The sequence below is a fragment of the Streptomyces sp. T39 genome (genome assembly GCF_008042045.1).
Lineage (GTDB): Bacteria > Actinomycetota > Actinomycetes > Streptomycetales > Streptomycetaceae > Streptomyces.
In genome coordinates, this window is the sequence record NZ_RDBP01000012.1 from 2,379,446 (window position 1) to 2,394,545 (window position 15,100).

10 protein-coding genes are annotated in these 15,100 nt (G+C 71.5%); 5 read left to right on the plus strand and 5 right to left on the minus strand.

Annotation, left to right across the window (positions count from 1 at the left end; translation table 11 throughout):
* From EAO77_RS11865 to EAO77_RS11885, 5 genes are all read right to left on the minus strand, one after another.
* On the minus strand, nt 1-2,182 hold a 2,182-nt coding region (locus EAO77_RS11865), incomplete at its 3' end, for a TPM domain-containing protein (protein WP_147989087.1).
* A gap of 45 nt (nt 2,183-2,227) precedes the next feature.
* Nucleotides 2,228-3,013 (minus strand): succinate dehydrogenase/fumarate reductase iron-sulfur subunit, encoded by a 786-nt coding sequence (locus tag EAO77_RS11870; protein ID WP_147987973.1) that lies wholly within the window; start codon nt 3,011-3,013, stop codon nt 2,228-2,230.
* Nucleotides 3,010-4,935: a fumarate reductase/succinate dehydrogenase flavoprotein subunit gene (locus EAO77_RS11875; RefSeq protein WP_147987974.1), complete on the minus strand. Its 1,926-nt coding sequence runs from the start codon at nt 4,933-4,935 to the stop codon at nt 3,010-3,012. Before EAO77_RS11875 ends, EAO77_RS11870 begins: the two co-directional genes overlap by 4 nt.
* Before the next feature lie 26 nt (nt 4,936-4,961).
* Entirely contained in the window at nt 4,962-5,786 is an 825-nt protein-coding gene (locus tag EAO77_RS11880; RefSeq protein WP_147987975.1) for a hypothetical protein, read from the minus strand.
* 51 nt (nt 5,787-5,837) lie between these two features.
* Nucleotides 5,838-6,080 (minus strand): hypothetical protein, encoded by a 243-nt coding sequence (locus tag EAO77_RS11885; protein ID WP_147987976.1) that lies wholly within the window; start codon nt 6,078-6,080, stop codon nt 5,838-5,840.
* Nucleotides 6,081-6,377: 297 nt separating this feature from the next.
* Here EAO77_RS11885 and EAO77_RS11890 point away from each other — a divergent pair, with 297 nt between their 5' ends.
* The 5 genes from EAO77_RS11890 (at nt 6,378) to EAO77_RS11910 (ending at nt 15,091) form a co-directional block, all read left to right on the plus strand.
* Nucleotides 6,378-8,771 carry an ABC transporter family substrate-binding protein gene (locus EAO77_RS11890; RefSeq protein WP_147987977.1) on the plus strand — a complete coding sequence of 798 codons (2,394 nt, stop codon included), beginning with the start codon at nt 6,378-6,380 and terminating at the stop codon, nt 8,769-8,771.
* 275 nt (nt 8,772-9,046) lie between these two features.
* On the plus strand, nt 9,047-10,954 hold the full coding sequence (gene typA / locus EAO77_RS11895; RefSeq protein ID WP_147987978.1) for a translational GTPase TypA: 1,908 nt from the start codon (nt 9,047-9,049) through the stop codon (nt 10,952-10,954).
* A 486-nt stretch (nt 10,955-11,440) separates the two neighbouring features.
* Nucleotides 11,441-13,063: an ABC transporter substrate-binding protein gene (locus EAO77_RS11900; RefSeq protein WP_147987979.1), complete on the plus strand. Its 1,623-nt coding sequence runs from the start codon at nt 11,441-11,443 to the stop codon at nt 13,061-13,063.
* 128 nt (nt 13,064-13,191) lie between these two features.
* Nucleotides 13,192-14,121, plus strand: a complete 930-nt coding sequence (locus EAO77_RS11905; protein ID WP_187283189.1) for an ABC transporter permease — start codon at nt 13,192-13,194, stop codon at nt 14,119-14,121.
* A complete protein-coding gene (locus EAO77_RS11910) occupies nt 14,114-15,091 on the plus strand; it encodes an ABC transporter permease (RefSeq protein ID WP_147987980.1) in 978 nt (325 codons plus the stop codon). Before EAO77_RS11905 ends, EAO77_RS11910 begins: the two co-directional genes overlap by 8 nt.
* Nucleotides 15,092-15,100: the final 9 nt, after the last annotated feature.

Genomic DNA, 15,100 nt, shown 5'->3' on the forward strand with positions numbered 1-15,100 from the left:
GCGCACCAGCCGGGAGGAACTCGGCTTCGCCGTGGCCCAGTTCGGCGAGGAGGCGGCGAAGCCGTTCACCTCGGCGGTCGACCACGCCCAGACGGAGCTCACCAGCGCCTTCCGTGTGCGCCAGCAGCTCGACGACGCGTACCCCGAGGACGAGGCGAGCCGCCGGGCCATGCTGGACGAGATCCTCGCCCGGTGCGCCGAGGATGATCCCGCCGAGGACCGCGCCGCCGAGTCCGCCGCCGCGCCGCCCGCCGGCGCCGCCGCCGAATCCGCCCGGTCCCCCGAACCCGCCGGGGCCGCCGAACCCGGAGCCGTAGCCGCGCACGTCGTTCTCGGCGAGGGTGCGCGCCTGCTGGGCCATCGCGTCCGCGTGCTGCGCCTCCACCAGCGCCGCCTGCGGATCCCCACCGGTCCCGCCGTCGCCCGACAGCGCCTGGGCCCGCTCCAGCCGGCGCTGCGCCTCGGCGAGCCGGGTGCGTGCCTCGCTGCCGACGGCGCCGCGGTGGGTGGCGACGTAGTCGGCGGCCGCGCCGACCGCCGCGCGGGCGCCGAGCAGGGCGCGCTCCAGCAGTGCCCTGGCCCGCCGGGTGCCCTGCTCGTCCTCACGGGCCGCTGCCAGTGCCTCGTCGAGCGCCGCGTCGGCCTCCTCCACCCGCCGCAGTGCGTCGATCGGGTCGTACGGCCCTGCCCCGATCTCCTGCCGCACCTCAGCGGCCACGGTCCGGGCCCGGGCGACGCGCCCCTGGAGCGCCGCGGTCGACACCCCCTGCCCGGTGCCGTCGAGGAGCCCGCGGGCCTCCGCGAGGTCGGTCTCCGTCTCGGTGAGCGCGCCGGGCAGCCGGCCCGCCGCCTCCGCGAGCTCCACCGCCCTGCGGTCGACGGCCTCGACCAGCAGCGCGGCCTGGGCGATCGCACCCTCGGCGGCGCGTACCTGGACGGCTGCCGTGCCGCGCTCGTCGGCACCGAGCGCCCTGCCCGCCTCGTCGAGGGAGCGGGAGGCGAACTCCAGTCGGTCCCCGGCCTCGTCCACGGCCCCTCCGACGGGCGCGGACGCGCTCGGCGCGTAGCGTTCGCGCAGCACGCCGAGGGCCGCCTCCGCGCTGATCATGCGTCCGTCGACGTCGTCGAAGGCCGCCCGGGCCGCGGCCAGGGCGTCCGGTGCGTTCCGCTCCAGGGCGCGCAGCCTGTCGAAGTCGGCGGACTCGGCGTCGAGGCGGCGGTTGGCCTCGGCGCACCGGGCGAGGATCTCGTCCAGCATGGCCCGGCGGCTCGCCTCGTCCTCGGGGTACGCGTCGTCGAGCTGCTGGCGCACACGGAAGGCGCTGGTGAGCTCCGTCTGGGCGTGGTCGACCGCCGAGGTGAACGGCTTCGCCGCCTCCTCGCCGAACTGGGCCACGGCGAAGCCGAGTTCCTCCCGGCTGGTGCGCAGCGCGTCGTCCGTGTCGACGAGGGCCTGCTTGGCGCGGGTGTCGAGCTCCGCGAGCGGGACGGGGGGCGGTTCGCCCCATCCCTCCCGGCCGCCCCGGGGGGTGGTGCGGGTCTCGGTGCGCCGCCGCCGTCGGAGCCACGCGTACGCGGCCAGTGCGCCGGCGCCGGCGACGACCGCGACGGGCAGCACCAGGTCGCCCGCCCCGGTGGCGGCGCCCCCGCCGCCGGGGTCCGCGTCACCGGGGGTGACGGCGACCTCGGGCACGGGGCGTCCGGCGAGGACGGCGTCGTAGCCGTCGGCCGCGCCGATCGCCGCGCCCGCCCAGTCGTTCTCGCGCAGCGCGGGCTCGATGCCGTCGCGTGCGACGTCGGCGAGCTGGGCGTCCGTCAGCCGGGAGGCATCGTCGACCCAGTAGGCGTAGCGGCGGTCGCCGGTGGCGACGGTGAGCAGCACGTCGCTCTCGCCGAGGCCGTTGCGTGCCGCGGTGCGGGCGGCCCACCGGGGGGCGTCGAGGCCGGAGAAGCCGTCGACGTAGACCACGAAGAGCTGGAGGCGCTGCGCGTCGTAGAGCCGGTCCAGGGCCGCGGCCACGGCGGGCTCCCGGTCGCCGAGCGCGCCGGTCCGGTCGGTGATCTGCCCCTGCCGGGAGAGCTCCACGGGGTCCTCGGCGCGCGCGTCGTCGGCGGCGGGCACGATCAGCCACCACGCCGCCACCAGTGCCGCGAGCAGGGCGTGCGTGGCTGTCCGTGTCACATACGGGAGGCTATGTCCGCCGATGGGAGCCCGCGACCGGACGTCCTACCCCTTCCGGTCCCCGTCCCCCCGCCGCCTGATCCGGCTCCCCAGCCACACCAGCGGGTCGTACCTGCGGTCCACGGCCCGCTCCTTCAGCGGGATCAGGGCGTTGTCGGTGATGGCGATGGACTCCGGGCACACCTCGGTGCAGCACTTGGTGATGTTGCAGTAGCCGAGGCCGTGCTCGTCCTGCGCGGCCGCCCGCCGGTCCAGTCCCCGCTCGGCCGCGGCGTCCAGCGGGTGCATGTCCAGCTCGGCCACCCGCATCAGGAAGCGCGGCCCCGCGAAGGCCTCCTTGTTCTCCTCGTGGTCGCGCACCACGTGGCAGGTGTCCTGGCACAGGAAGCACTCGATGCACTTGCGGAACTCCTGCGAGCGCTCCACGTCCATCTGCGCCATCCGGTACGCACCGGGCTCCAGCCCGGGCGGCGGCACGAACGAGGGGATCTCGCGGGCCTTGGCGTAGTTGAACGACACGTCCGTCACCAGGTCCCGCACGACGGGGAAGGCCCGCAGCGGGGTGATCGTGACCGTCTCGTCGCGGGTGAAGACCGACATGCGGGTCATGCACAGCAGCCGCGGACGGCCGTTGACCTCCGCGCTGCACGAGCCGCACTTGCCCGCCTTGCAGTTCCAGCGGACGGCCAGGTCGGGGGCCTGGGTGGCCTGGAGGCGGTGCACGATGTCGAGGACGACCTCGCCGTCGTTCACCTCCACCGTGAAGTCCTCCAGCCCGCCGCCCTCACGGTCGCCCCGCCACACCCGGAACCGCGCGTCGTACGTGCTCATGTGGTGAGCTCCTCTTCGGCGAGGTACTTGACCAGCTCCTCCTTCTCGAAGAGGGCGAGCAGGTCGGGGCGGATGGGCTCGGTCTCCCGGCGTTCGAGCACGACGGCGCCCTCGCCCGGGCCGGCCTGCGGCGGGGCGAGGCGGCACACGAGGTTCACCCGGCGCCAGGCCCGCTCCATGGCGGGGCGGTCCTCCCGGGTGTGGCCGCCGCGGCTCTCGGTGCGCTCCAGCGCGGAGCGGGCGATGCACTCGCTGACGAGCAGCATGTTGCGCAGGTCCAGGGCCAGGTGCCAGCCGGGGTTGAACTGGCGGTGCCCCTCCACCCCCGCGCGGGCGGCCCGCTCCCGCAGCACGGCCAGCCGTTCGAGTGCCTGCTCCATCTCGCCGGCCCGACGGATGATCCCGACCAGGTCGTTCATGGTCTGCTGGAGCTCCTGGTGGAGGGTGTACGGGTTCTCCGGGGGGCCCGCCGCGTCCGCGGCGGCGCCGAAGGGGCGCAGCGCCTCGGCGGCGGCCGCCGCCACGTCCGCCTCGTCCACCGACGGCCTCCGCGCCGGCCGCGCGGCGTGGGCGGCGGCGTGCAGGCCGGCCCGCCGGCCGAAGACCAGCAGGTCGGAGAGGGAGTTCCCGCCGAGACGGTTGGAGCCGTGCATGCCGCCCGCCACCTCGCCGGCGGCGAACAGACCCGGCACCCCGTCGGCCGCCGCGGTCTCGGAGTCGACGGCTATGCCGCCCATCACGTAGTGGCAGGTCGGCCCGACCTCCATCGCCTCCGCGGTGATGTCGACGTCCGCGAGCTCCTTGAACTGGTGGTACATGGACGGCAGGCGCCGGCGGACGACCTCGGCGGGCATCCGGGTGGAGACGTCCAGGAAGACACCGCCGTGCGGGGAGCCCCGGCCGGCCTTGACCTCGGCGTTGATCGCGCGGGCGACCTCGTCGCGGGGGAGCAGCTCGGGCGGGCGCCGGTTCGCGTCGGGGTCCTCGTACCAGCGGTCGCCCTCCTCCTCGGACTCGGCGTACTTCTCCTTGAAGACGTCCGGGACGTAGTCGAACATGAAGCGCCGGCCCTCGGAGTTGCGCAGCACCCCGCCGTCGCCGCGCACCGATTCGGTGACGAGGATCCCCTTCACGGACGGCGGCCAGACCATGCCCGTGGGGTGGAACTGCACGAACTCCATGTTGAGCAGCGGGGCGCCCGCGAGCAGCGCGAGCGCGTGGCCGTCGCCGGTGTACTCCCAGGAGTTGGAGGTCACCTTGAAGGACTTGCCGATGCCGCCGGTGGCCAGCACCACGGCCGGTGCCTGGAGGACGAAGAAGCGGCCCGTCTCGCGCTCGTAGCAGAACGCCCCGGCCACCGCGCCGTCCCGCCCGGCAGCCGGGTCCTTGAGGATCCGGGTGACCGTGCACTCCTGGAAGACCTTCAGCCGCGCCTCGGGGTCGCCGTACGCCTCGCGGTCCTCCTGCTGGAGCGAGACGATCTTCTGCTGGAGGGTGCGGATCAGCTCGAGCCCGGTCCGGTCGCCGACGTGGGCGAGGCGCGGGTACTCGTGGCCGCCGAAGTTCCGCTGGGAGATCCGCCCGTCCTCGGTCCGGTCGAAGAGCGCGCCCCAGGTCTCCAGTTCCCACACCCGCTCGGGCGCCTCGCGGGCGTGCAGCTCGGCCATCCGCCACTGGTTGAGGAACTTCCCGCCGCGCATGGTGTCGCGGAAGTGGACCTGCCAGGAGTCGTGGTCGTTGACGTTGCCCATGGAGGCGGCGATGCCGCCCTCGGCCATCACCGTGTGGGCCTTGCCGAAGAGGGACTTGCACACCACCGCGGTCCGCGCGCCCCTCTCGCGCGCCTCGATGGCGGCGCGCAGTCCGGCGCCGCCGGCGCCCACGACGACGACGTCCCACTGCTGGTGTTCGAGCTGAGTCATGCCGGAGGGCAACCTTCCGTAGGGGCCTAGAAGAAGCGCGGGTCGTCGAAGGCGCCACTGGCGAGGAGGTACACGTAGAGGTCCGCCAGCGCGACGCTGAACAGCGAGGCCCAGGCCAGCTGCATGTGACGGGCGTTGAGCCGGCCCGCCCAGCTCCACAGCCGGTAGCGCACCGGGTGCCGGGAGAAGTGCCGCAGCCGGCCGCCGACGATGTGCCGGCAGGAGTGGCAGGAGAGGGTGTACGCCCAGATCAGCACGGCGTTCACCAGCAGCACCACGGTGCCCAGGCCCATGTGGCCCCACGCGTAGTGCTCGTCGCGGAAGGCGAGCACGGTGTCCCAGGTGAGGATCGCGGCGACCGGCAGGGCGGCGTAGAAGAAGTACCGGTGGGCGTTCTGGAGGATCAGCGGGAAGCGGGTCTCGCCGCTGTAGGCCCGGTGCGGCTCGGCCACGGCGCAGGCCGGTGGCGACGCCCAGAAAGCCCGGTAGTAGGCCTTGCGGTAGTAGTAGCAGGTCAGCCGGAAGCCCAGCGGGAACACCAGGATCAGCAGCGCGGGCGACAGGCCCCACCAGCTCCCGACGATCTCCCAGTTCGGTCCGCCCCTCATCGGGACGCAGTTCTCGGCGAGGCAGGGCGAGTAGAACGGTGAGACGTACGGCGCCGCGTAGTAGTCGGCGTTCGCGAACGCGCGCCAGGACGAGTAGACGACGAACGCGAGGAGCCCCGCCGCGGTGAGGGCGGGTGCGAGCCACCAGCGGTCCGTGCGCAGATGGCGGGGGCGGATGGCGGCCCGGGTGGCTCCGCGCACTCCCGTGCCGGCGGGCGGTGGTGGTTCGGTACCTGTGGCCAACGGGGACTCCGGGTGGAGTGGGATCGGGTGAGGTCCGGGGATGTGCGCGGGTCAGGGGGCGTGACGGTCGCGGGCGCCGAGCCCTTCGTCGTCCGAGTCCGTCCACAGGGAGCGGTCGTACGGCGTGTCGGGGATGGTGACCAGGTCGCCGGGGACCGGGGGCTTCGGCACACCGGGCCGCGCCGGCGCGGCGCCCCGCAGGGCGGCCTCCAGGGCCTGCTCCAGTCTCCCGACGCGCCGGGTGAGCTCGTCGACGTGCTGCCGCATCGCCGTCAACTCGTCGTGCTGGGACATGACGTGTCCTCACTTCCGCGGAGTGCGGGTGGCATCGTTCATGCGCCTGAGAGTGTCGCGCGTCACATCCGGGGTTGTGAAGGGGACGTACGGGATTCCCGGTGTCCGCGCCGCCGGCGCGCCACTTTCCGGCCGTCCCGTCCGGCGGCTCCGGGGTGCGGGGGATTGGGCCGCCCGGGTGGCCTCGGGTGCCGCCGCCGCCGTGTCTGCGCCCGCCGGGCCGTCCCGTCCACTTCAGTGGAGGAATCGGTGTGATCATCTCCAAATTCGACAAAACAGGACTAAGAGGTACATGCCATGTCCCAGGTCGAGGCCCCCCGAGGGCGGACATGCTCCCGAAGGCTCCGCTCCGTGGCCCTGCTCACCAGCGGCGTACTGGCACTGCCCGCTCTCGCCGCCTGCAGCTCGGGCGACGAGGAGAGCAAGGCGAGGCCGCCGGCCCAGGACATCGCCCCCGCCGGCCGCGACGCCACCGCCGACGGCGGCACCGTGCGCTGGGCCGTGGACTCGGTGCCCGCCACGCTCAACGCCTTCCAGGCCGACGCCGACGCCACGACCGCCCGCATCGCGGGCGCCGTGCTGCCGGCGCTCTTCACCGTCGACGAACGCGGCCGACCCCAGCGCAACCCCGACTATCTGGAATCGGCCGAGGTCGTCGAGCGCGAACCGAAGCAGGTCGTCCTCTACAAGCTCAACCAGCAGGCCGTCTGGAGCGACGGCCGGGAGATCGGGGCGCCCGACTTCCTCTCCCAGTGGCGCGCGCTGAGCGGCAAGGACTCCGCGTTCTGGACCGCGCGCAACGCCGGGTACGAGCGGATCGACCGGATCGAGCGGGGCTCCAGCGACCTGGAGGTCAAGGTCACCTTCACCAAGCCGTACGCGGACTGGCGGTCGCTGTTCACCCCGCTCTACCCCAAGGAGATCACCGCCACCCCGGCCGCCTTCAACGAGCGGGCCCGCACCGCGCTCGCCGCCACGGCCGGGCCCTTCCGGGTCCAGAAGATCGACGCCAGGGCGAAGAGCACCACCCTGGTGCGCAATCCCCGCTGGTGGGGCCAGCGGGCCAAGCTGGACAGCCTGGTCCTCGCCGCGGTGCCGCGCGAGCAGCGGGTCGCCGCGCTGGCGGCGGGCACGCTGGACGTGGCCGAGATCGACCGGTCCGGCGCCGAGCGCATCGCCTACGCGGCGAAGGACGCCGGCCGCGGCGGCAAGCCCGTCGCGCACGGCCCGGGCTCCGGGATCACCCCGTCGGCCGCCCTCCGCTCCTGGGCCCTGGCGCACGGCTCCGACGAGAGCCTCGCCGACTCCGCCCGCGCGGCCCGCGAACGGACCGCGAAGGCGCGGCAGCGGTACGCCGAGGAGCAGTCGGCGCTGCGCGGCTTCCGCGTCCGCAAGTCGCTGGAGCCCGCATACACCCAGCTCGCCATGAACGGGGAGAGCGGACCGCTCGCCGACGAGCGGGTGCGCCGGGCCGTCGCCCGGGCGCTCGACCGGGAGGAGCTGGCCGAGACCGTGCTCGCCCCGCTCGGGCTGCCCGCCGAGCCTCCCGGCAGCCACCTCGCGCTCGCCGGCCAGCCGTTCTACAAGGACAGCAGCGGCGCGCTCGGCAAGCAGAGCACCCAGGAGGCCCAGGGGCTCCTCGCCGACGCCGGCTGGACCCCCGGCGGCGCCCGGCAGAAGCCCCGGCCGGCCGAGGCCGACGCCGGAGCGGGCGGCCCTTCGGGCAGTGCCTCGCCGTCCGGAGCGAAGGACGGCGGGAAGGACGGCGAGAAGGGCGGCAGGAAGGACAGCGGCAAGGACGGCGACGGTGGCGGCACGCCCGCCGCCCGGGCGTCGGGCAAGCCGGGCGCCTCGGACGCCGCCTCCGGCGACGGCCTCTACATCGTCGGCGACGACAAGCCCGCCGCCGACGCCCGGCTCCGCGACCGCGCCGCGGGAGCCATCCACGTCCTCGCCCCCGCCCCCGGGGCCGCCCTCCAGAGCCTGGCCCTGGAGCAGCAGGCCCGGACGGTCGCCGAGGGCCCGGTCTCCGCGGACACCGAGGCCGCAGGCGGACGGCACCGCGGCGACGGGGTGGCCGGTGCCTACGCCCCCCGCGGGTCCGCCGCCCCCGCCCCGGCCGGCGGTGCCGTCGGCAAGGACGGCAAGGCCCTGTCCCTGCGGTTCGTGCTCCCCTCGGGGCCGGGCTCGCAGGTGCTGCGCTCGGTCGGGGACCGGATCTCGGCGATGCTGCGGCGGGTCGGCATCCGCACCGAGATCGTCAAGGTCGAGGACGAGAACTACTTCAAGGACCACGTCGCCTCCGGCGACTACGACCTGGCCCTCTACTCCTGGCCGGCGAGCGCGTACCCGGCGACCGACGCGCGGCCGATCTACGCCAAGCCCAAGCCGGCGTCCGACGGATCGCTGCTGGTCGAGCAGAACTACACCCGGGTCGGCAGCGACTACATCGATCAGTTGTTCGATCAGGCCGCGGGTGAACTGGACGAGGACGCCGCACGCGATCTGATGCGCCGCGCCGACGCCAGGATCTGGGCGGCGGCGGGCTCCATCCCCCTCTACCAGAGGCCCGAGCTGGTGGCCGTGCGCAGCTCCCTGGTCAACGTCGGGGCCTTCGGTTTCAAGTCCCCGGCCCATCAGCACATCGGTTACAAGAAATCCCAGGTCAACGGGGGCCCGAAACCGCAGTAGCGCGCCGTTCGCACAAGCTCAGAAGTGGCTCAACTCTCTTGCCCGCCGGCCTCGCCGGCGGGCAAGGTCGTGATCACCCAGACCCGAGTCCCGTGGCGCCCCGCACCCCCGCGCCCGTGGCGTGATCCTCGTCCCGTTCGCCGGGCCCCGTCCGCTCCGGACGGCCCCCGCCGCGGCGGCCCCGTACCATGGACGGTAGCCGTGGCGCGTCCGCCCGGCGGGCGTAAGAGGAACCGACGCCGCATCCCACGATCCGAGAGAAGCGCTAGCAACCCATGCCCACGCGCCACGACATCCGCAACGTCGCCATCGTCGCCCACGTCGACCACGGCAAGACGACCATCGTCGACGCCATGCTCAAGCAGGCCGGAGCCTTCGCCGCCCACCAGCTCGAGTCCGTCGACGACCGTGTCATGGACTCGAACGACCTGGAGCGTGAGAAGGGCATCACGATCCTCGCCAAGAACACGGCGGTGAAGTATCACCCCAAGGCCGGCGGGGCCCCGATCACGATCAACATCATCGACACCCCCGGCCACGCCGACTTCGGCGGCGAGGTCGAGCGCGGTCTGTCGATGGTGGACGCCGTCGTGCTCCTCGTCGACGCCTCCGAGGGCCCGCTGCCGCAGACCCGCTTCGTGCTCCGCAAGGCCCTCCAGGCCCGGATGCCGGTCATCCTCTGCATCAACAAGACGGACCGCCCGGACTCCCGCATCGACGAGGTCGTCAACGAGACCTACGACCTCTTCCTCGACCTGGACGCCGACGAGGACCAGATCGAGTTCCCGATCGTCTACGCCTGCGGCCGTGACGGCGTCGCCTCGCTGACCAAGCCGGAGGACGGCACCGTCCCCGCCGACTCCACCAGCCTGGAGCCGTTCTTCACCACGATCCTGGAGCACGTCCCGGCTCCCACGTACGAGGAGGACGCGCCGCTCCAGGCCCACGTCACCAACCTCGACGCGGACAACTTCCTCGGCCGCATCGCGCTGCTCCGCGTCGAGCAGGGCGAGCTGCGCAAGGGCCAGACGGTCGCGTGGATCAAGCGGGACGGCACCGTCTCCAACGTCCGCATCTCCGAGCTGATGATGACCGAGGCGCTCACCCGCAAGCCCGCCGAGGTCGCGGGCCCCGGTGACATCTGCGCCGTGGCCGGCATCCCGGAGATCATGATCGGCGAGACGCTGGCCGACCCGGAGAACCCGGTCGCGCTGCCGCTGATCACCGTCGACGAGCCGGCGATCTCCATGACCATCGGCACCAACACCTCGCCGCTGGTCGGCCGGGGCGGCACCGGCAAGGGCGCCGACGCCAAGGCCGCGGTCAAGGACCGCAAGGTCACGGCCCGTCAGGTCAAGGACCGCCTGGACCGCGAGCTCGTCGGCAACGTCTCGCTGCGCGTCCTGGAGACCGCCCGTCCGGACGCCTGGGAGGTGCAGGGCCGCGGTGAGCTGGCGCTGGCCATCCTGGTCGAGCAGATGCGCCGCGAGGGCTTCGAGCTGACCATCGGCAAGCCGCAGGTCGTCACCAAGGAGGTCGACGGCAAGGTCCACGAGCCCGTCGAGCGCATGACGATCGACGTGCCCGAGGAGCACATGGGCGCCGTCACCCAGCTGATGGGCGTCCGCAAGGGCCGGATGGACAACATGTCGAACCACGGCTCCGGCTGGGTCCGCATGGAGTTCGTCGTCCCGTCCCGCGGCCTCATCGGCTTCCGGACCGAGTTCCTGACCAACACCCGCGGCACGGGCATCGCCCACTCCATCCACGAGGGCCACGAGCCGTGGTTCGGCCCGCTGCAGACCCGCAACAACGGTTCGCTGGTCGCCGACCGCTCCGGTGCCGTCACCGCGTTCGCGATGACCAACCTCCAGGAGCGCGGCGTGCTGTTCACCGACCCCGGCACCGAGGTGTACGAGGGCATGATCGTCGGCGAGAACTCCCGCTCCGACGACATGGACGTGAACATCACCAAGGAGAAGAAGCTCACGAACATGCGCTCCTCCTCCGCGGACTCGTTCGAGGCGATCGTGCCCCCGCGCAAGCTCTCGCTGGAGCAGTCGCTGGAGTTCTGCCGCGACGACGAGTGCGTCGAGGTGACCCCGGAGGCCGTCCGCATCCGCAAGGTCGTCCTCGACCAGCGCGAGCGCGCCCGCTCGGCCTCGCGCGCCAAGCACGGCTGACGCGCCTTCAGGCCCGTGGGCGCCCCTGTGGGGCCCCGCGGGCGCCGGGCGCCGTCCCGGTGGCCCACCGGGGTCGGCGACGGCCCGGGACAACCGCATACACCAGGCCCGGCCCCTCGCTGACACGGCGAGGGGCCGGGCCCGTTCGTCAAATCGTTTAGGCGACCCGAGTGTCCGTATATCGACCGTCGCTCTCCGGAACATGTGTTAACGGTCCGTTTCGCGGGTGTCTGTCTGTGCTCGCTTTGTCCGGATTTCGGTCTGACGCCCACCTCTGATGTTGTCAAAACGAGACCCTTTAAGTGTGGTTTACGGCCCGGACGTACTTAATAGTTGGCTCCATTGAGCTCGGGTCAATGGGTCATGCGCTGTGGGGAGCGCCGACTCACGAGCACACTCGGGGCATTGACACAGCGCCGTCAGGGGTGTCGGCGCGTCAGTAATGCCCCTCTTGTAGTGACAAAGTGGACTCATGAGGAGGAACCCATGCGTGGTGCCAAGAGCGCCAAGTGGGTCGCGGGTGCGATAGTCGTCGCCATGGCCGCGACTGCCTGTGGTGGCAGCGACAGTGGCTCGGACAAGGGCAAGGGCAACGCTTCGGGCAAGCCCGCGGGCTACGTCTCGATCGACGTCGGCGAGCCGCAGAAGCCGCTGATCCCGGCCGACACGAACGAGACCAACGGCTCGTACGTCATCCAGTCGCTCTTCACCCAGCTGCTGGACTTCGACGCTCAGGGCAACATCGTCTACACGAACGCCGAGTCCGTGGAGACGACCGACTCGAAGACGTGGACGGTCAAGCTCAAGGCCGGCTGGAAGTTCCACAACGGCGAGGCGGTGACCGCGCAGTCCTACGTCGACGCGTGGAACTGGTACGCCAACATCAAGAACAACCAGCAGAACTCCTTCTGGTTCGGCGACATCGCCGGCTACGCCGACGTGCACCCGGAGAAGGGTGACCCGAAGGCCGACAAGATGTCCGGTCTGAAGGTCGTCGACGAGACCACCTTCACGATCGAGCTCGCCGAGAAGGTCCCGTACTTCAACTACAAGCTGGGCTACGCCACCTTCGCCCCGCTGCCCAAGGTCTTCTACGACGACCCGAAGGCGTTCGGCCAGAAGCCCGTCGGCAACGGCCCGTACAAGTTCGAGAAGTGGACCCACAAGAAGCTGATCCAGGTTGCGGCCAACCCTGACTACCAGGGCCCCAACAAGGCGCAGAACAAGGGCATCCAGTTCAAGAACTACGCGACCCTCGAGGCCGCGTACCAGGACGTCGTCTCCGGCAACCTGGACATCATCCGCCAGGTCGGCCCGACGGACCTGCCGAAGTACAAGCAGGACCTGGGCGACGGCGCCATCGAGCAGCCGTACGCGGCCATCCAGTCGCTGGTCCCGGCGTTCTACTCCAAGACGTTCAAGGACATCGACCCCAAGGTCCTCCAGGGTCTGTCCATGGCGATCGACCGCGACACGATCACCAAGACCGTCCTGAACAACACCCGTACCCCCGCGACGAGCTTCACGCCGCCGCAGGTCAAGGGCAACCAGGACCTGGGCACGGACGTCTTCACGTACAACCCGGAGAAGGCCAAGCAGCTCATCACCGAGGGCGGCGGCGTCCCGGAGAACAAGCTGTTCATCCAGTACAACAGCGACGGCGGCCACAAGGAGTGGGTGACCGCGGTCTGCGAGTCCATCCGCAAGGCGACCGGTGTCGACTGCGTCGGCGACGCCAAGCCGGACTTCCCGACCGACCTCGAGGCTCGTGACAACGACCAGGTCAAGTCGATGTACCGCGGTGGCTGGGTGGCCGACTACCCGGTCAACGTGAACTTCATCAAGGAGCTCTACCACACCAACGCCGAGTCCAACAACGGTCGTTTCTCCGACAAGGAGATCGACGGTCTGATGGCGGCCGCGGACAAGGCGAACTCCCTGGAAGAGGCCGTGAAGGGCTACCAGGAGGTCGAGAAGAAGCTGCTCGAGAAGATGCCCGCTATCCCGCTGTGGTACTACCGCATCAACGGTGGCCACGGCAAGGCCGTCGACAACGTCAAGGTCGACTTCCACGGCGACCTCGAGCTGCCCGGTGTCACCGTCAAGTAACGCTTGACGGGCCCATCCCCACTCGGCCATCACCCGCCGCCGTCGGTCATCCGGCGGCGGCGGTGGTCCGGGGGCGTCGTGCTGCGCGCCGGCGCCCCCGGGTCTGAAATCCCCTCACGGAGGCACCTATGGGGCGCTACGTCGCACGACGACTGCTCCAGATGATCCCGGTGTTCATCGGGTCAACACTCTTGATCTTCGCCATGATGTACGCGCTCCCCGGAGACCCCGTCAGAGCGCTCATGGGAGAACAGCAGTTCGACCCGGCGATCCTCGAAGCGAAGCGGCACGAGCTCGGACTCGACCTGCCGCTGTGGCACCAGTACCTCAACTACCTCGGGGGGCTGGTACAGGGTGACTTCGGCACCGAGATCGCCAGCGGGCTCCCCATCGCCGACACCATCAGCCGCGCCTTCCCGGTGACGATCCGGCTGACGATCTTCGCGTTCACCTTCACGGTGGTCGTCGGCATCGGCCTGGGCATCGTCGCCGGACTCAAGCCCGAGTCGGTCCGCGACCGCGGTCTGCTCGGCCTCACGCTCGTGCTGATCTCGATGCCCTCCTTCGTGCTGGGCTACCTGCTGCAGTACCTGTTCGCCTTCCAGCTGCAGCTGATCACCCCGACGGTGCAGGACTCCGAGAGCTTCGGCGACCTCGCACTGCCGGCCATCGTCCTCGGCTCGCTCTCCCTGGCCTACGTGGCCCGTCTGACCCGCACGTCGATGGCGGAGAACCTGCGGGCCGACTACATGCGCACCGCGGTCGCCAAGGGCCTGCCGCGCCGCCGCATCGTCGGCGTGCACCTGATGCGCAACTCGCTGGTCCCCGTGGTCACCTTCCTCGGCACCGACATCGGCAACCTGATGACCGGCGCGATCGTCACCGAGGGCATCTTCAACGTGCAGGGCGTCGGCGACGCCATCTACGAGGCCCTGTTCCGCCGCGAGGGCGCCACGGTCGTCGGCATCGCCTCGCTGATCGTGCTCGTCTACCTGCTCTGCAGCCTGCTCGTCGACCTGCTCTACGCGGTCCTGGACCCGAGGATCCGGTATGCCTGAGAAGACCGCAGACACCGCGGCCGCCACCGAGACCGAGACCGGCAAGGTCACGATCACCGCCGCCGGGCCCGACGCCGCGCTCGCGGCCGGTGCGGCCAAGCCGGACAAGGCGCGCAGCCTCTGGTCCGACGCCTGGCGCGACCTGCGCCGCAAGCCCCTCTTCCTGATCTCGACGGGGCTGATCGTCCTCCTGCTGCTGATCGCGGCGTTCCCGGGCCTGTTCACGTCGGCCTCGCCGCGTGACGCCGACCTCGCCAAGCACTACCTGCAGCACCCGAACTGGGGCCACTTCTTCGCCCCCGACTGGTTCGGCTACGATGGCCAGGGCCGCTCGATCTACGCGCGTGTCATCTACGGCGCCCGCGCCTCGATCATCGTCGGCGTCGGCGTCACCGCGCTGGTGACCCTCCTCGGCACCGTCGTGGGCATGCTGGCCGGCTACTTCGGCGGCTTCACGGACACGATCCTGTCGCGCATCACCGACATCTTCATGGGCATCCCGTTCCTGCTCGGCGCGCTCGTCGTGCTGACCAGCTTCGAGAACCGCGCCATCTGGGTCGTCATCCTCGCCCTGGTGTTCCTCGGCTGGACCCAGATCGCCCGTGTCGCCCGCGGAGCCGTCATCACCATCAAGCAGGCCGACTACGTGGTGGCCGCCAAGGCACTCGGCGCCTCCACCACCCGCATCCTGCTCAAGCACGTGCTGCCCAACGCGCTCGCCCCGATCATCGTCGTCGCGACCATCGCGCTCGGCGGTTACATCGCGGCCGAGGCGACGCTGTCCTTCCTCGGTGTCGGCCTGGCCGAGCCGACCGTCTCCTGGGGCGTCGACGTCTCCAGCGGACGCGAGCAGCTCCGCAACGCCCCGTACGTCCTCATCGTCCCCTCGGTGATGGTGTCGATCACGGTGCTCGCGTTCCTCATGTTCGGCGATGCGGTCCGCAACGCCCTCGACCCGAAGATGCGCTGAGGGAGGCGT

Excerpts from the sequence above, each read along its gene's own strand:
- EAO77_RS11870 (WP_147987973.1), bottom strand. The coding sequence starts at position 3,013 with ATGAGCACGTACGACGCGCGGTTCCGGGTGTGGCGGGGCGACCGTGAG.
- EAO77_RS11875 (WP_147987974.1), bottom strand. The coding sequence starts at position 4,935 with ATGACTCAGCTCGAACACCAGCAGTGGGACGTCGTCGTCGTGGGCGCC.
- EAO77_RS11885 (WP_147987976.1), bottom strand. The coding sequence starts at position 6,080 with ATGTCCCAGCACGACGAGTTGACGGCGATGCGGCAGCACGTCGACGAG.
- EAO77_RS11890 (WP_147987977.1), top strand. The coding sequence starts at position 6,378 with ATGTCCCAGGTCGAGGCCCCCCGAGGGCGGACATGCTCCCGAAGGCTC.
- typA (WP_147987978.1), top strand. The coding sequence starts at position 9,047 with ATGCCCACGCGCCACGACATCCGCAACGTCGCCATCGTCGCCCACGTC.
- EAO77_RS11900 (WP_147987979.1), top strand. The coding sequence starts at position 11,441 with ATGCGTGGTGCCAAGAGCGCCAAGTGGGTCGCGGGTGCGATAGTCGTC.
- EAO77_RS11905 (WP_187283189.1), top strand. The coding sequence starts at position 13,192 with ATGGGGCGCTACGTCGCACGACGACTGCTCCAGATGATCCCGGTGTTC.
- EAO77_RS11910 (WP_147987980.1), top strand. The coding sequence starts at position 14,114 with ATGCCTGAGAAGACCGCAGACACCGCGGCCGCCACCGAGACCGAGACC.